Genomic DNA, 16749 nt, shown 5'->3' with positions numbered 1-16749 from the left:
CGCGGCGTCAGCGCCACACCAGATCGGGCGGAATGGAAGTGGTCTTGACCAGGCGGGCGTTGAGCATGTCCTTGTCACGGGCCTTGGCCTGGGCCCCCTCGGCGTCCTGGCCCATGGTCAGCCAACGCTCGACGAGGCGTCGCTCGAGGGTGGCGTCGTCCACCTCGAGCATCACCCGGAGGTCGAAGAGGCCGTGCAGGGCCCGCCAGGGCCCCTGGTCGAGAAGCAGGTAATTGCCCTCGACGATGACGATGCGGTGGGCCGGGGTGACCAGGCGGCCACCGGCCCGGGCCAGGTCCAGGGGGCGATCGAAGATCGGCACCGCCACCGTGGCGTCGTGACGGCGGATGCGCTCCAGGTCGACGCGCAGCCCCTCGGCATCGAAGGTGTGGGGTGCCCCCTTGACCGGCAGCTGCGCCTCGTCGAGCACGGCATTGTCGAAGTGGTAGCCGTCCATGGGCACCACCACCGCCTGGCCGGGCAGGTGGGCGTCGATGGCCCGGTAGAGCCGCTCGGAGCAGTAGGACTTGCCGGCCCCGGGCGGCCCGGCGAGGGCCACCAGGAAGCGGTCGCGGCCCTCGGCGGCGACGATGACGGTCTCGGTGATCTCGGTCAGCGACTCGACATGGGGAACGGAATGCATGGCGTCTCTCCTGGCAGGGGCTGGATTCACGAGCGTCATGATGCCCGGCCTCGGAGCGCCACGACACCGCCGCGGGTGGCGATAGTGCTCATGGTTCAGCTCATCCAGTTGCCGCCGTCGACGTTCAGCGTCTGGGCGACGATATAGTCGCTGTCGTCGCAGGCCAGGAAGACCGCCGGACCGGCGTAGTCCTCGGGACGCCCCATGCGCCCGTAAGGCACCGCCTCGCCTACCAAACGCTTCTTCTCGCCCAGCGGCCGCTGCTCGTGGCGAGCGAAGAGTGCATCCACCTCCTCCCACATCGGGGTGTCCACCACCCCGGGGGCGATGCCGTTGACGCGAATGCCGTGCTGGATCAGGTCCAGGGCGCAGGACTGGGTGAGGCTGATCACCGCCGCCTTGGTGGCGCAATAGAGGCTCACCAGCGGCTCACCGCGGCGCCCCGCCTGGGAAGACATATTGATGATGGCCCCGCCCCGGCCGCACGCGACCATGGCCCTGGCCACCGCCTGGAGGGTGAAGAACAGGCCCTTGACGTTGACGGCGAACTGCTTGTCGTAGCTGGTCTCGGTCACGTCCAGGACCGGGGCCATGTCGAAGACGGCAGCGTTGTTGACCAGGATGTCGATGCCGCCGAAGCGCTCGGTGACGCTTTTCACCATGGCGTCGATGGCGGCGCGGTCACAGACGTCCAGGCGTACGCCCATCAGCCGCTCGGCGGCGTGCCCCTCGCCCTGCAGGGTGGTCAGGGCCTCGTCGATGGCGCCCTGGTCGATATCGGCCACCACCACGCTGGCCCCCTCCTCCAGATAGGCCCGGACGACGGCCAGGCCGATGCCGCGGGCGCCGCCGGTGACGACGCCGATCTTGTCTTTCAGTTTCATGCTGCGTGCCTCCCATAGGGGGGGTGAGAAAGCGGGTTGAGAAAGCAAATTGAGAAAACGGGTCGGGAATCCTGCGCAACGGCTTGGGGCTAACCGGCTCGGTGCGCGGTACGCCAGGCAGCCACCAGGGGCTCGAGCTCCTGCATCTGCGCGATGACCCGCCAGGCGCCGGCGGCGGTCAGGCGCTCGGCCTGGCCCGGCTGTACGTGGCTGGCGCCGGTGAAGCCGATCACCGTCATGCCGGCGGCGTGGGCGGCGGTGACCCCGGAGACGCTGTCCTCCACCACCAGGCAGCGTGCCGGTGCCACACCCAGGGTTTCGGCGGCCAGGCGGTAGAGGGCGGGATCCGGCTTGGGGCGGACCACCTCTTCGGCGGTGAAGACCGGCGCCCCCTCGAGGCGGGCCGCGAGCCCGGTGGTGGACAGCGAGGCCAGCACCCGCTGCCGTCGGCTGTTGGAGACCACCGCCTTGGGCAGGTCGATGGCGGCGATGGCCGCGGCCACCCCGGGCATCGCCTGGAGCTCCCGGGCCAGGCGCGCCTCGATGGTATCGTCCACCCGATCGGTGGCCGCCGGCGGCAGGCAATGCGCACTCAGGCCCTCCAGGTGACGCAGAATATTGGCGGTGGTCATGCCCAGCGCCTGGCTGAGCACGGTGTCAGCGTCCAGGTCCGGCAGCCACTCGCCGAGCAGTTCCACCAGGGTCGCCTCGGCGATCGCCTCGCTGTCCACCAGCACGCCATCGCAGTCGAAGATCAGGGTCTCCATGACTCCCCCTCAGGCGCCGTTGACATCGGTCGCGGCACGGTTGTCCTGGCGGCGCAGGCCGGCCAGGGGGTGGCGATCCAGGCTCGGCAGCGCCAGCCCCTGGCCGTCGAAGAGATGCGCGCGGTGCGGCTCGAAGCCGAAGCGTACCCGCTCGTGCACCCGATGGGTCACGTCACCGTCGGCCATCAGGGTGATCAGGTCATCGCCCATCTTCAGGTAGAGGGAGGTCTGGCCTCCGAGACGCTCGATCACCTGGATCTCGCCCTCCAGCGGCCCCGTCTCGTCGAGCACCAGGTGCTCGGGGCGAATGCCCAGCTCCAGAGACGAGTCGCTGTCCAGCTCGGTACCGTTCACCGGCACCCGGCAGCGCCGGCCTCCCGGCAGCGTCACTTCGACGCCCTGCCCGTTCGCATCACTCAGCGAGACCGGCAGGAAGTTCATCTTCGGCGACCCGATGAAGCCAGCGACAAAGCGGTTGCAGGGATGGTGGTAGAGCTCCATGGGCGAGCCCACCTGCTCCACCACGCCGCCCTGCAGCACGACGATCTTGTCGGCCATGGTCATGGCCTCGATCTGGTCGTGGGTGACGTAGATCATGGTGGCGTCGAGCTCCTCGTGGAGGCGCGCCAGTTCGATGCGCATCTGCACCCGCAGGGCCGCATCCAGGTTGGAGAGCGGCTCGTCGAACAGGAAGATGCTGGGATTGCGCACGATGGCCCGGCCGATGGCCACCCGCTGGCGCTGGCCGCCGGAGAGCGCCTTGGGCTTGCGGTCGAGCAGCGGCTCGAGTTGCAGGATCCGGGCTGCCTCGCGCACCTTCTCGCGGCGCGCCTCCTTGCCGACGCCGGCCAGGCGCAGGCTGAAGCCCATGTTGTCCTCGACGGTCATGTGGGGATAGAGCGCATAGCTCTGGAACACCATGGCCAGGCCGCGGTCGGCGGGCCCGACCTCGTTGATACGCTGGCCCTCGATGACGATATCGCCTGAGGAGGCGCTCTCCAGGCCGGCGATGATGCGCAGCAGGGTCGACTTGCCGCAGCCGGAGGGCCCGACGAAGACCACGAACTCCTTGTCGTTGACTTCCAGGTCGACGCCCTTGATGACGTCGGTGTCGTCGAAGCGCTTGGTGATCTGCTTGAGTTGTAGTGTTGCCATGGGAAGGCTCCTTGATTACTTGACGGCGCCGAAGGTCAGGCCACGCACCATCTGTTTCTGGGTGAGCCAACCGAAGACGAGGATCGGGGCGACGGCCATGGTCGAGGCAGCCGAAAGCTTGGCCCAGAAGAGCCCTTCGGGGCTGGAAAAGGAAGCGATGTAGGCGGTCAGGGGGGCCGCCCGGGACGAGGTGAGGTTGAGGCTCCAGAAGGCCTCGTTCCAGCTCAGGATCACCGACAACAGACCGGTGGAGGCGATGCCCGGCAGGGTCAGCGGGATCAGCAGGAAGCCCACCTCCTGGAGGGTGCTGGCGCCGTCCATGCGCCCCGCCTCGAGGATGTCCTTGGGCAGATCCTTGAAGAAGGTGTAGAGCATCCAGATGACGATCGGCAGGTTCATCAGGGTGTAGACGACGGTCAGGCCGATGCGGGTATCCAGCATGCCCAGGTCGCGGAAGATCAGGTAGATCGGCACCAGCACACCCACCGGCGGCAGCATCTTGGTGGAGAGCATCCACAGCAGGGTGCCCTTGGTGCGCTTGGTGGGCAGAAAGGCCATGGAGTAGGCCGCGGGAATGCCGATCAGCAGCGCCAGCAGGGTCGAGCCGACGGAGACATAGACGCTGTTCCAGGCGAACCGGAAGTAGTCGGCCCGCGCGTGCACGGCCTCATAGCTCTCCAGGGTCGGCGTGAAGAACAGTGTCGGGTTGGCGATGGCCTGGGCCTCGGTCTTGAAGCCGGTGAGCACCATCCACAGGATCGGGAAGAAGATGACGAAGGTGATCGTCCAGGCCAGCAGCGCCAGCCAGAGGCGCTTGTGGCGCGCCAGGACCCCGCCGATGCCCTGACTGCCCAGCGCCTGGTGGGTCGGGGGCATCGCGGTCGTGGCCGGTGCGGTGGTGGGTGTCTTGTTGAACATCTCGTGACCTCGTTGCGTGTGCCGCGGTGCGGCTTAGTCTTCCCGGTACTACTCTTCCAGGTTCCTGGCGACCATGCGGATCAGGAAGATCGCCACGATGTTGGCCAGGATGATGGCGATGACCCCGCCGGCGGAGGCGCCGCCCACGTCGAATTCCAGCAGCGCGCGGATATAGATCAGGTAGGCCAGGTTGGTGGTGGCCAGCCCGGGTCCGCCCGAGGTGGTGACGAAGATCTCGGCGAAGATCGTCAGCAGGAAGATCATCTGGATCATGATCACCACGCTGATCGCCCGCTTGAGATGCGGCAGGGTGATGAAGAAGAAGACGGCCACGGGGCCCGCCCCGTCCATGCGCGCCGCCTCGACCTGATCATCGTCCAGGGATTGCAGGGCGGTGAGCAGGATCAGCAGGGCGAAGGGCAGCCATTGCCAGGCGACGATGATGATGATCGACAGCAGCGGGTAGGAGGAGAACCAATCGATGGCCGGCAGGCCGAACAGGCCGGTGAACCAGGCCAGCACGCCGTTGACCGGGTGCATCATCATGTTCTTCCACACCAGGGCACTGACGGTGGGCATGATGAAGAAGGGCGAGATGGCCAGCACCCGGGCGATGCCGCGGCCGAAGAACTCCTGCTGGTAGAGCACCGCCAGCAGGGTGCCACCGATCACCGAGATCGCCAGCACCGAACCCACCAGCACCAGGGTGGTGCCCATGGCCGACCAGAGCGCCGGATCGGTGAGCAGGTATTGGTAGTTTTCCAGACCGGCGAACTGCTCCATGCCGGGCATCAGCAGGTTGTAACGCTGGAAGGAGAACCACAGGGTCATCCCCAGGGGAATCAACATCCAGATCAGGAGGAGCGTGACGGCCGGTGCCTGCAGCGACATGGAGCGCAGGCCACCGACGGTCCGCCCGGAAGCGCGAGTACTCATGGGAATTACCCTTGGGTAGCGGAGTGGAGGGGGCCGGCCTGACCGGGAGTCAAGCGCCAGCCGGCCGGCCCTGTCGCTCGGATCAGTCGAAGTAGCCGGCCTGCCGCATGGCCCGTTCGGCGCCGCGCTGGGCGTTGTCGAGTGCCTGCTGCACCGGCATCTGGCCGGTCAGGGCCGCGGCCACCATCTGGCCCACCTGGGTGCCGATGGCCTGGAACTCCGGGATGCCGGCGAACTGCACCCCCACGTAGGGGCTCGGCTCCAGGGTGGAGTCGGTGGGATCCGCGTTCTGCATCGCCTCGAGCACGAAGCCGGCGAAGGGTGCGGCCTCGAGGTAGCGCGCGTCCTCGTAGGTGGACGTCCGAGTGCCCGGCGGTACGCTGGTCCAGCCCTCGCGTTCACCCACCAGCTCGATGTAGTTGCGGGAGGTGGCCCAGGTGATGAACTGCCGGGCGGCCTCCTGACGCTCGGACGACGCCGGGATGGCCAGCGACCAGGACCACAGCCAGTGGGAGCCCTTGGGCGTCACGGCCACGGGGGCCTGGGAGAAGCCCAGCACCTCGGCCACGTCCGACTCGCGGGGGTCGAAGATGCGGCCCGCCGCCGAGGTGGCGTCGATCCACATCGCACAGCGCCCATTGGAAAACAGCGCCAGGTTCTCGTTGAAACCGTTGGAGCTGGCGCCGGGCGGGCCATAGTTGCCCAGCAGGTCGACGTAGAAGGCGATCGCCTCCTGCCACTCGGGCGAGTTGATCTGCGGCTGCCACTCCTCGTCGAACCAGCGTCCGCCGAAGGTGTTCACCAGGGTCGAGACGAAGGCCATGTTCTCGCCCCAGCCCGGCTTGCCGCGCAGGCAGATGCCGTAGACGCCGTTATCCGGGTCGTGGATCTGACTGGCCCAGTCCCGGGCCTCTTCCCAGGTCGGCTGCTCCGGCATCGCGATGTCGTGCTGTTCGAAGAGGTCGGTGCGGTAGTAGAGCATCGAGCTCTCGCCGTAGAAGGGCAAGGCGTGGAGGGTGCCGTTGTGGGAGAGGCCATCGCGCACCGGCCGGAGCAGGTCGTCGACCTCGTACTCGGCCGGCAGGTCGGCGAGCGGCACCAGCCACTCGCGCTCGGCCCAGATGGGGACCTCGTAGGTGCCGATGGTCATGACGTCGAACTGGCCGCCGCCGGTGGCGATATCGGTGGTCAGGCGCTGGCGCAGCACGTTCTCTTCCAGGATGACCCAGTCGACCTCGATACCGGGGTGGGCCTGTTCGAACTCGCTGGTCAGGCTCTGCATGATCACCATGTCGTTGTTGTTGACGGTGGCGACGGTGATCTCGGTCTGCGCATGGGCCTGGGAGGCGGCGGCGATGGCGGCTGCCAGGGTGGCCAGCGGCAGGGCTCGGGTGAGCTTCATGAGGGGCTCCTTTGCGGGACTCGTGTTGTTATCTGGCGTGTCATCTTGATCACTTTGATCATCTTCCAATCAAATGATCAGACAGCGAGCCAAAAAAAGCAAAGCCGAGACGCCTAGACTTTGGTCGCAGAGGGCATCGCATCCGCGTGGGCGGCGGCTCAGCGCCGCGCCCGCTCGACGATGTAACGCGCCGCCACCTCATCGGTGACCAGTCCCTTGAGCCAGCCACCGCGCAGGGCGGCGAGGATGGCGGGCGCCTTGTCGCGCCCGCCGGCGAGCGCCACCAGCGGCTGTCCGGCCAGCATCTCCAGCGGCAGGCTGGTGATGCGTCGACTGGTCGAACAGTCGATCACCTCGCCCCGGGCATTCATCGGCCAGCCCAGCAGCTCGCCCACCGCCTCCAGAGCCAGCAGTTCGTCCAGCTCGCCCTCGGAGATGAAGTGGTCCTGGAACAGGGTGGCCTGGCGGTCGATCTTGCCGATGCCGATGTAGGCGGTCTCGGCCTGGCGCGCCACCTCGGCGACGGCCTGGAAGAGCCGCTGCTGCTGCATGGCTTCCTTCTCCTCCACCGACCCCGCCACCACCGGTGCCGGCAGCAGGAAGCGCTCGCCGCCGGTCTTGTCGGCCAGCACCATGACGCCGTCGTAGCGGTTGGAGGAGCCGTCCCGGGCCACGTTGCCCACCAGGGAGACGAAGCGGTGCTGGGGGCGCTCGATGCGGCTGATCGCCTCCACCGTGGCGCGCACCGAGCGGCCGGTGCCGAGCGCCAGGGTCAGCGGCTCGCTGCGCTCCACCAGCCGACTGACGCGCTCGGCACCGGCCACGGCCAGGTAGTGGGCGGCGCCGTCGGCGGCCTCCGGCTCGGCCGGCACCACGTCGCAGAAATCCAGCTCGAAGCACTGGCGGATGGCGCTGGACATGGCCATGCAGGCCGCCACCGGGTGATCGATATGCACCTTGATCAGCCCCTCCTGGCGGGCCAGGGCCAGCAGGCGCTGCACCCCGGGGCGCGACACCCCCAGCTGCTGGGCGATCTCGTCCTGGGTCATGCCGCCCACGAAGGACATCCAGGCGGCCCGCGCCGCCTGATCCAGCTTTACCTCGAACTTGTCCACGTCGTGTTTCCTTGTTCGGCCCGCAACCGTCTCCCGCAACAGGCGCCGCTCCCTGTCGATCACGCACTACCGAAATAGCGCTCCCGATCTGCCGCGGTGATGTCGCTGATATGCAGCGGGAACTGCCCCTCGCCGCGGTCGGCGTAGAAATGGCGCAGGGTACGCTCGATGGTGGGAAAGGCGAGCTCGTCCCAGGGGATCTCGTGCTCCTCGAAGAGCGCCACCTCGAGGCTCTCGGCCCCAGCCCCGAAGCCGCCCGCCAGGTCCGCCCGGAAGATCATGTAGACCTGGTTGATATGCGGCAGGTTGATCAGGGTGTAGAGACCATGGATGCTGACCTCGGCGCAGGCCTCCTCGAGGGTCTCGCGCATGGCGGCCTCGACGGTGGTCTCGGCGTTCTCCATGAAACCGGCCGGCAGGGTCCAGAAGCCCTTGCGCGGCGCGATGGCGCGACGACACAGCAGCACCCGCGAGCCACTCACCGGCAGGGTGCCGGCGACGATGCGCGGGTTCTGGTAATGGATGGTGCCGCACGCGTCGCACAGGTAGCGCGGGCGATCGTCCCCCAGGGGGATCGCGAAGCGAACGGTGTGGCCACAGTGGCTGCAGAAGTTCATGGCACTCCCTGGCGGGCTGGCGAGCGACCCGATGGCCGCCCGACTCCGGGCTTGACGCCGGCGACGGCGGCCGGGTAGAAGGGATCAAACCCGATGGAAACCCCATGTTAGAGAAACTTCGCGAACGCCTGCAAGCGCACCGGCCACAACGGCTGACGCTCGACCTGCCCGAGGCTGCGGTGCTGATGCCGATCGTCGACCGTCCCGAGCCGACCCTGCTGTTCACCCGCCGCGCCGACCACCTCACCACCCACAGCGGCCAGGTGGCCTTTCCCGGCGGCAAGCGCGAGGAGCACGACCCCGACCTGCTGACCACGGCGCTGCGCGAATCCTTTGAGGAGATCGCCCTGCCCCGCGAGCGAGTCGAGCTGCTCGGCCGGCTCTCGGACGTCCTCTCGCTGCACGGCATCTGCGTCACCCCCTACGTGGGCCTGATCCCGCCGGACCTGCCGCTGGTTCCCGACCTCAGCGAACTGGATGCCATCTTCGAGGTGCCGCTGTCGCTGTTCCTCGAGGATCGTCGCCATCACACCGACGTCATCCCGCACGATGGCGTACTGCACTATGTGCCCAACTACCATGTGGGTGGCCAGGTGATCTGGGGGCTCTCGGCGATGATGCTGGTGGAGCTGCTGGCCGAGGGCTTCGGCCGCGAGATCAGCCTCCACCGCGAGCCGCCGACCGGGCGGTTGTGCTATTTTCCCGAGCGCCTCCTGCGCGCCCGGGGTACCCTGGCCAGAACGCCCTGAACCCTCCCATGCTCCCCCCGGTCCTGGCTCCCCACGCCCTGCCCTGCCTGGTCGACGCCCTGGTGGAGCAGGGCTGGTATGTCGGCGAGAGCTTCCTCGAGCCCGGGCTCTGTGCCGAGCTTCATCGGGAATTGATGACCCTCGCCGAGCACGACGCCCTGGACGCCGCCGGCATTGGCCGCGGCCAGGCCCACGTGCTGCGTCGCGATATCCGCGGTGACGCCATCCGCTGGCTCGACCGCGAGAGCCCGGCCCAGCGCCGCTACCTCGAGGCCATGGGCGAGCTGCAGGACCAGCTCAATCGGGCGCTGTACCTGGGGCTCTTCGAGTACGAGGCGCACTTCGCCCACTACCCGCCCGGCGCCTTCTACCGCAAGCATCTCGACAGCTTCCGCGGCCGCGCCAACCGGGTCGTCTCCACCGTGGGCTACCTCAACCCGGACTGGCCGGCGGACGGCGGCGGCGAGATGGCGATCTTCGCCGCCGACGACCCCGAACGCGAGGTCGCCAGGGTGCGCCCCGCGGCCGGCAACTTCGCCTGCTTCCTCTCCGAGGCTGTCCCCCACGAGGTGCTGCCGACCCGCCTGCCGCGCGCCAGCATCGCCGGCTGGTTCCGGCGCAACGCCTCGCTGGGCGGCCGGGTGGACCCGGCGCGCTGATGGCGGGCAACGACGAACTCCGCCGGTGCCAATCGCGGCTGGCCGAGCTGGAGACGCGCAACGCCGAGCTCGAGGCCCGCTGCGCCGCGCTCGAAGAAGCGAAGCGCCACTATCGCTGGCTGGCGGAGAGCACCACCGACCTGATCTCGCGCCACGCCCGCGACGGCACCTTCCTCTACGCCTCCCAGGCGGCTCGCGACCTGCTCGGCTATGCGCCCGAGGAGCTGATCGGCGTCTCGGCCTACGACCTCTTCCACCCGTCGGACCTGGCCGATCTGCTCAACAAGTCGCCCCGGGTCTACTACCACGACGGTTTCTATCAGCAGACCTACCGCTTCCGGGCCAAGGACGGCCACTACGTATGGTTCGAGACCACCAGCCGCACCCGCCGCGACCCGGCCACCGGCGAACTGCTCGACATCCTCTGTGTCTCCCGCGACGTGGGCCGGCGGATCCGCGCCGAGGCCAACCGCGAGCGCCTGGCCCGGGTGGTCGAATCGACCACCGACTACGTGCTGTTCGTCGACGGCGAGGAGCGCGTCTTCTACTCCAACGAGGCGGCACGCCGGCTGCTCTCCCTGCCCCGCGAGGGAGGCGACGCCGCCCTGGGGCAGGCCTATACGCCGGAGTCGCTGGCGGTGCTGCGCGAGCTCGTGCTGCCCGCCGTGGCCCGCTACGGCTCCTGGAGCGGTGAGCTGGAGATGCGCGGCCCCCGCGCGCCGGTGCCGGTGCTCAGCGTGGTGCTCGCCCACCGCGGTCCCGGCACCGAACCCGGCCACCTCTCATTGCTCAACCGCGACATCGGCCTGCGCAAGGCCGCCGAGGCCCAGGCCCGCCGCCATCAGGAGCAGATCGCTCACGCCAACCGCCTGGCCACCACCGGCGAACTGGCCTCCAACATCGCCCATGAGCTCAACCAGCCGCTGGGCGCCATTGCCAACTACGCCAACGGCGCCCTGATGCAGCTGCGCGCCGCCCCGAGCCGCCCCGCCGGTGACCTTGCGCTGCCGCTCGAGCGGATCAGCGAGCAGATCCAGCGCCTGGCCGAGCGCCTGCGCCACATCCGCACCTTCGTACGCAAGGGCCGGACCCGGCCGCGGCCGGTGACGCTGTCCGAAGTGGTCGACGCCGCCAGCCGGCTCTGCGAGTGGCAGTTCCGCCAGGCCGGCGTGCGGCTGATCCAGGCACTGCCCGAGGGCCTGCCGCGGGTGCAGGCCGACCCGATCGCCCTCGAACAGGTATTGATCAACCTGCTGCTCAACGCCCTGGAAGCGAGCCGCGACCACCCCGGCGCCGACCGGGTCGAGATCGGCGCTCGACGCAGCGGCCCCCGGGAGGTGACCTTCACGGTCGGCGACCGGGGACCCGGCATCGCCGAGGCGGACGCCGAGCGCATCTTCGCCCCCTTCCACTCCGGTCGCCCCGACGGCCTGGGCATGGGGCTTGCCATCAGCCACTCGCTGATGGAGGCCATGGGCGGCCGCCTGGCGCTGGCCCCCGGCGACGGTTCCGGCGGCGCCGTCTTTGCCGGTACACTGCTCACCGAGCCCGGGCCGCTCCCGCGGCCGGATCCGACCGATCGCTCACCCAGGAGACCCGCGTGACCCAGGCACCGGCCACCCCGAACCGCACCACGCCGCTCATCGCGGTGGTCGACGACGACGAGGCCCTGCGCGACTCGCTGGCCTGGCTGCTGGAATCGGTGGGCCTGGCGACCCGAGCCTACGGCGACGGCGAGGCCTTCCTCGCCACCACTGAGGCCCATGACGCCATTCTGCTCGACGTGCGCATGCCCGGCCTGTCCGGCCTGCAGGTGCAGCAGCGGATGAACGAGCGCGGCGACACCACCCCGGTGATCTTCATGACCGGCCACGGCGACGTGCCCATGGCGGTGTCGGCGCTCAAGGCCGGTGCCTTCGACTTCATCGAGAAGCCGTTCAACCACCAGCAACTGATCGACACCGTGCAGCAGGCACTGGCCGAGCACCAGCGCGAGCGCCAGGCCCGCTCGCGGCTGGAGTCCCTGCAGGCCCGCTATGCCACCCTGCGCCCCAAGGAGCAACAGATCCTGGTGCACGTGGCCGAGGGCATGATCAGCCGCGAGATCGCCGACCACCTAGGCGTCAGCGCCAAGACCGTCGAGGTCTACCGGCTGCGCGCCATGAAGGCGCTGGGAGCCGCCAACCTGGCCGAGCTGGTCAGGATCTGCGTGGCCCTGGGGCTGGTGGAGGCGCTACCGACGGAACCTCGGCAGCGGTAGGTGGAGACGGTTCTTCTACCGGAGTGTGCGGTACCGTACAGACATCGTGCGTGCCGGACGCCAACCTACAACTCATGGACCCCCAAACGCCGACTATCGACATCACCGCCGAGCCACGGGCATTGAAGCGCGCCCTGGGCGAGTACCGCACGCCGCGCCTGGCGCGCAGTGTCGTGGAACTCATGGTCACGGTGATCCCCTTCGCCGCCCTCTGGATACTGATGTGGGGCACCCTGAGCGCCGGCTACTGGCTTGGCCTGTTGTTCGCCGTGCCCGCCGCGGGCTTTCTCGTGCGCTTGTTCATGATCCAGCACGACTGCAGCCACGGGTCATTCTTTCGTTCCCGAAGTGCCAATGACTGGGTCGGCCGAGCCATCGGCGTCTTGACCCTGACGCCCTACGATCTCTGGCGACACAGCCATACCCTCCATCATGCCAGCTCCGGCAACCTCGATCGCCCGCGTGTCGGCGGCATCGACACCCTGACCGTGCGCGAGTTCCGGGGCTTGCCGAGAACGCAGCAGCTCCTCTATCGCTTGTACCGGCACCCGCTGGTGCTGTTCGGTATCGGCCCGACGTACCTGTTCATCCTGGACCATCGCCTGCCAGTGGGTTTCATGCGCGCGGGGTGGATGCCCTGGCTGAGCACCATGAGCACCAACGCAGCGATCGCGCTTCTCGTCACCACCATGATCTGGCTGGTCGGCGTGATCCCCGTTCTGCTCGTGCAACTGCCCATCACGCTTCTCGCCTCCTCGATCGGCGTCTGGCTGTTCTATGTCCAGCATCAGTTCGAGGACACCCTGTGGGAGCACGACGACGACTGGACGTTCCACGAGACGGCGCTGCACGGCAGTTCCCACTATGACCTGCCGGGCCCCCTGCGCTGGTTAACCGCCAACATCGGGATACACCATGTCCATCATCTCTGCAGCCGTATCCCCTCCTACCGGCTACCCGAAGTGCTGCACGACCATCCCGAACTCCGCCATATCGGCCGCCTCACCCTGCGGCAAAGCCTCGCGTCGGTGCGGCTCACGCTGTGGGACGAGGAGCAGCGTCGCCTGGTCTCCTTTGCCGAGGCGCACAGGGCGGCCACCGACCAGGCTCGCCAGGAGCCCGTCGGATTTGACCGATCGTCGCGAGAAACCCGAGCTTTCGTAGCAGATCAGCGTTAAGTCCGACAGGCTCTAGACCCTGACCTCGTCGAGAAAGCCGTTGTCGCTGTCGGCGGCTGGCGCCTCCTCGGGCTCGGACTCGCGGGGCGGCTCCAGGGCCACCACCCGGCCACTGGGGCTCTCGAGCAGCTCGCGCAGCTGCTCGTAGTTCACCGCCACGGGCGCTTCGCCACCGTCCGCCTCCCCGTTGCGCGACAGGCGCTCGAGGGTCTCGACCAGCGCCGACATGCCGTGCTCCTGCTCCTCGAGGGGCGCGAAGGCCTGTACCAGGGGCCGGCCCTCTTCCCAGCCCACCTTGATCGGCTGGTCGACGAGTTCGACCCGGGTGCCCTCCGGCACGCGCCCGAAGATCGACTCGATGTCCTCCGGGAACATGCGGATGCAACCGCGGCTGGCGCGCATGCCGATGCCATCGGGCTGGTTGGTGCCGTGGACCAGGTAGCCCGGGATGTCGAGCAGGATGGCGTGGCGCCCCAGGGGATTGTCGGGACCCGGGGGCACCACCGCCGGCGCGCTCTCGCCCCGCTCGGCGGCCTCACGGCGCACCGAGGCCGGCGGATACCAGGCCGGATCCTCCAGGCGCATGGTGGTCTCGGTCACCCCCAGCGGCGTATCGAACCCCTCGCGGCCGATGCCGATGGGATAGGTCTCGACCCGCGGGATCTCGCCCTCGCCCACCTCGGGGTAGTAGTAGAGCCGCAGTTCGGCCACATTGATGACGATGCCGGTGCGCTCCGTCTCCGGCAGAATGAAACGAGTCGGGATCACCACCTCGGTGCCCGCTCCGGGCAGCCAGATGCTCACCTCGGGATTGGCCCGACGGATCTCCTCGTAGCCGACATTGTGCGCCCGGGCGATATCGAGCAGGGTGTCCTCTTCGCTGGCCTCGACCACGTACTCCTCACCGATCACGTTGCCCGACTCGGGCAGCGGATAATGTCCCTTGGGCCACTCAGGCTCCTCCTCGGCCAGGGTCACGGCCGAGCAGAACAGGCCGCTGGTCACCAGCAGCCCTCCCAGGGTCCGCGCCAGCCACCGCACCGCTCGTCCCGACACGCCGGGATTACCTCTCGCTATTGCCATCTTCTCGCCTCTTCCATGTTGCCGCGATCTTCGAAACCTCGGCGATATCATCATGCGAACAGTGTACCGGCGAGCGCCCTCATCATGAGCAGGAACACTGTGGGGTTTTGTCACAGACGCCTCCCCCACCTTACGCCGAGTCCTGTTCCCCCAGGGTCACAGCACCGGCGCCAGCAGGTGAGCCGCGCGCGCCGCCACCCGATGCCAGAGCGGCTGTTCGTCGATGTCCTCACGCCGCATCCGCCGTGCCCGGGCGAAGTCGGCCTCGAACATCGCCTCGACCTCGGCGGCGAATGCCGGCTCCATCACCAGCGCCGTCACCTCGAAGTTAAGCCGGAAGGAGCGGTTGTCCAGGTTCACCGTTCCCACGGCGGCACCGACATCGTCCACCAGGAAGGCCTTGCCGTGCAGGAAGCCCTCCTGGAAGCGATGGACCTCGACCCCAGCATCCAGCAGCGGCCCCAGGAAGGCATAGGCGGCGAAGTAGGTCAGTGGATTGTCCGGCCGTTCGGGAATCAGGATACGTACATCCACCCCGCTCAGGGCAGCCAGCTTGAGCATCGCGAGCACGCCCTCGTCGGGAACAAAATAGGGACTCGAGATCCAGATTCGCTCGTGGGCGGCATGAATCGCCTGCTGGATCATCAGGCTGGCAGTTTCGAAGCGGTCCGCCGGTCCGGAGGGCAGGATCAACACCGGGGTGGCGTGGTGCGACGGCACCACCGGTTCCCAAGGCAGGTCGGGGATCCCCTCGGTGGCCCAGTGCCAGTCCTCCAGAAACACCAGCTGCAGCGCCAGGGCCGCCGGCCCCTCGATCATCAGGTGGGTGTCCCGCCAGGGACCGATTCGCGGGTGGCCGTGCAGGTACTCATCGCCGACGTTGAAGCCACCCACCCAGGCCCTGGCACCATCGGCCACCACGATCTTGCGATGATTGCGGAAGTTGAGCTGGAAGCGATTGCCTGGTCCTCGCGTGGAATGGAAGCGATGTACCCTCACCCCGGCCTCTTCCAGCGCCTGGAGATAGCGACCCGGCAGGGCATAGCTGCCGACCTCATCATAGAGAAAATAGACCTCGACTCCCTGTCGGGCCTTCTCGATCAGCCGCGCCTGCAGGGCCACCCCCACCTCGTCGGCCCGCACGATATAGAACTGCACCAGTAGATAGCGTTCGGCGGCCTCGATGCCGGCGAACAGGCTCTCGAAGGTCTGCTCCCCATCGATCAGCAGTTCCACCTGATTGCCACCGAGAAACGGCAGTTTTGCCAGCTGTTCAACGCCCACCAGGTGCTTGTCGCTGTGGGCGGCCGAGACCCCGTGCGAGCGCAGCTCGGCGAGCTTGTCGGCCAGCGCCTGTCCCAGTTCCGAGTCCTCGTCACGCCGCGAGGTAGCATAGCCCTGGAACTTGGTGCGCCCGAACACCCAGTAGGCCGGCACCGCCACATAGGGCACCGTATTCAGAGAGACGATCCAGGCGATGGCCCCCTGAGATGTCCGGCTCGACATCATGGCGTCCAGCGACGAGGCCAGGCCCACCAGATGCACCATGCCGAGAACCAGCAGGAGCCGTCGCCAGGGCCAGCGACGCTTGGCAGGTCCATTCCGTGGCGTTCGTGACACGCGCGTTATCCTCACCTCGCGCGCCACTGCAGGCGCGACTCATCCAGGGTCATGCTCACCTCTATTCCTCATTGGCCGCCCTGCCGGGGCCAGAAGCCGCGTCGTCAATTCCCTGCAGACACGTCTCGCCGAGCAGTTGGCGACGCGCCAGCCAGACGATCAGCGGTGGCAAGACAAACCACTGCAGCAGCGGCGACAGCCCCGTCCCCAGCAGCGGTAGGGTGGGCATCCCCTCAGCATACTGCCAGCGCTCCTGAAGTACGGTGGCATGCCACTCCAGCCCGATCGTCACCACGACGCCCACCGCCACGAAACCGGCGAACGCCTTGACGTCAGGGCAGCGCAACCAGTCGCGCCGTCGACGCAGCGCCGCCACGACCCAGTAGGCCACCAGCGCGATGAGCACGTCCCCCAGTGCCGCCCGGGTGCAGAAGCGCACGGCCTCCCAGTGGGCCATGGTCGGCATATCGGCGAAGAAGGGTACCTGCAGGAATTCCCACGGATAGTTCAGCAGGAAGGCGAACAGCGCCACGTTGAACTCCGGCGTGGCCAGCACCCGCTTCAGCCTGCCAGGCCGGGATGGTCCCACCGCCATGACTTACCTCCCAAACCGGTACGGCGTCGACACAGCGACCAGCAGAATCAGCTTGGCTGCCGACAAGTAACGCAGTGTTCCATGGTGATCGATGCCAGGCAATCTTGACGACCTCGAGGGGACATGCCGGCCAGCCAGCGCAGCTCGCCCTGACACGAATCAAGCCGC

The 16749-nt window shown here is 68.0% G+C and carries 17 protein-coding genes; 5 read left to right on the top strand and 12 right to left on the bottom strand.

Features of this window, described 5'->3' with window-relative positions; translation table 11 throughout:
- Window positions 1-7: 7 nt before the first annotated feature.
- The 9 genes from AC5W54_RS18560 to AC5W54_RS18520 all read right to left on the bottom strand — a co-directional run bounded on the left by AC5W54_RS18560 (window position 8) and on the right by AC5W54_RS18520 (window position 8437).
- Entirely contained in the window at window positions 8-643 is a 636-nt protein-coding gene (locus AC5W54_RS18560; RefSeq protein WP_495963581.1) for a nucleoside/nucleotide kinase family protein, read from the bottom strand.
- Window positions 644-738: 95 nt separating this feature from the next.
- On the bottom strand, window positions 739-1527 hold the full coding sequence (locus AC5W54_RS18555; RefSeq protein ID WP_495963580.1) for an L-iditol 2-dehydrogenase: 789 nt from the start codon (window positions 1525-1527) through the stop codon (window positions 739-741).
- Between the two features lie 89 nt (window positions 1528-1616).
- Window positions 1617-2294, bottom strand: a complete 678-nt coding sequence (locus tag AC5W54_RS18550) for an HAD family hydrolase (protein WP_495963579.1) — start codon at window positions 2292-2294, stop codon at window positions 1617-1619.
- 9 nt (window positions 2295-2303) lie between these two features.
- Window positions 2304-3449 (bottom strand): ABC transporter ATP-binding protein, encoded by a 1146-nt coding sequence (locus AC5W54_RS18545; protein WP_495963578.1) that lies wholly within the window; start codon window positions 3447-3449, stop codon window positions 2304-2306.
- A 15-nt stretch (window positions 3450-3464) separates the two neighbouring features.
- Window positions 3465-4325, bottom strand: coding sequence for a carbohydrate ABC transporter permease (locus AC5W54_RS18540; RefSeq protein WP_495963604.1), 861 nt, complete (start codon window positions 4323-4325; stop codon window positions 3465-3467).
- A gap of 90 nt (window positions 4326-4415) precedes the next feature.
- Complete coding sequence (locus tag AC5W54_RS18535; RefSeq protein WP_495963577.1) at window positions 4416-5303, bottom strand: carbohydrate ABC transporter permease; 888 nt, start codon at window positions 5301-5303, stop codon at window positions 4416-4418.
- An 82-nt stretch (window positions 5304-5385) separates the two neighbouring features.
- Complete coding sequence (locus AC5W54_RS18530; protein WP_495963576.1) at window positions 5386-6705, bottom strand: ABC transporter substrate-binding protein; 1320 nt, start codon at window positions 6703-6705, stop codon at window positions 5386-5388.
- 158 nt (window positions 6706-6863) lie between these two features.
- Window positions 6864-7820 (bottom strand): sugar-binding transcriptional regulator, encoded by a 957-nt coding sequence (locus AC5W54_RS18525; protein ID WP_495963575.1) that lies wholly within the window; start codon window positions 7818-7820, stop codon window positions 6864-6866.
- Window positions 7821-7879: 59 nt separating this feature from the next.
- Window positions 7880-8437: an NUDIX hydrolase gene (locus tag AC5W54_RS18520; protein WP_495963574.1), complete on the bottom strand. Its 558-nt coding sequence runs from the start codon at window positions 8435-8437 to the stop codon at window positions 7880-7882.
- A 104-nt stretch (window positions 8438-8541) separates the two neighbouring features.
- On the opposite strand from AC5W54_RS18520, the gene AC5W54_RS18515 reads away from it, so the two are divergent.
- The 5 genes from AC5W54_RS18515 to AC5W54_RS18495 are packed head-to-tail and all read left to right on the top strand — an operon-like array spanning window position 8542 to window position 13283.
- On the top strand, window positions 8542-9186 hold the full coding sequence (locus tag AC5W54_RS18515; RefSeq protein ID WP_495963573.1) for a CoA pyrophosphatase: 645 nt from the start codon (window positions 8542-8544) through the stop codon (window positions 9184-9186).
- An 8-nt stretch (window positions 9187-9194) separates the two neighbouring features.
- Window positions 9195-9845, top strand: a complete 651-nt coding sequence (locus AC5W54_RS18510) for a 2OG-Fe(II) oxygenase (RefSeq protein ID WP_495963572.1) — start codon at window positions 9195-9197, stop codon at window positions 9843-9845.
- Window positions 9845-11449 carry a PAS domain-containing protein gene (locus tag AC5W54_RS18505; protein ID WP_495963571.1) on the top strand — a complete coding sequence of 535 codons (1605 nt, stop codon included), beginning with the start codon at window positions 9845-9847 and terminating at the stop codon, window positions 11447-11449. Before AC5W54_RS18510 ends, AC5W54_RS18505 begins: the two co-directional genes overlap by 1 nt.
- Window positions 11446-12105, top strand: coding sequence for a response regulator transcription factor (locus tag AC5W54_RS18500; RefSeq protein WP_495963570.1), 660 nt, complete (start codon window positions 11446-11448; stop codon window positions 12103-12105). The genes AC5W54_RS18505 and AC5W54_RS18500 overlap by 4 nt, the downstream gene beginning before the upstream one ends.
- A gap of 50 nt (window positions 12106-12155) precedes the next feature.
- Window positions 12156-13283: a fatty acid desaturase gene (locus AC5W54_RS18495; RefSeq protein ID WP_495963569.1), complete on the top strand. Its 1128-nt coding sequence runs from the start codon at window positions 12156-12158 to the stop codon at window positions 13281-13283.
- A gap of 12 nt (window positions 13284-13295) precedes the next feature.
- Here the strand turns inward: AC5W54_RS18495 and AC5W54_RS18490 are convergent, their stop codons facing one another.
- From AC5W54_RS18490 to AC5W54_RS18480, 3 genes are all read right to left on the bottom strand, one after another.
- Entirely contained in the window at window positions 13296-14366 is a 1071-nt protein-coding gene (locus AC5W54_RS18490) for a L,D-transpeptidase family protein (RefSeq protein WP_495963568.1), read from the bottom strand.
- Between the two features lie 156 nt (window positions 14367-14522).
- Entirely contained in the window at window positions 14523-15914 is a 1392-nt protein-coding gene (gene cls / locus AC5W54_RS18485; protein WP_495963603.1) for a cardiolipin synthase, read from the bottom strand.
- A gap of 133 nt (window positions 15915-16047) precedes the next feature.
- Window positions 16048-16581 (bottom strand): hypothetical protein, encoded by a 534-nt coding sequence (locus AC5W54_RS18480; RefSeq protein ID WP_495963567.1) that lies wholly within the window; start codon window positions 16579-16581, stop codon window positions 16048-16050.
- Between the last annotated feature and the right edge of the window lie 168 nt (window positions 16582-16749).

Source organism: Halomonas sp. LMYGS-3 (assembly GCF_059509875.1).
The sequence above is the reverse complement of the archived record's forward strand: the minus strand, read 5'-3'. Positions and strand labels throughout refer to the sequence as shown.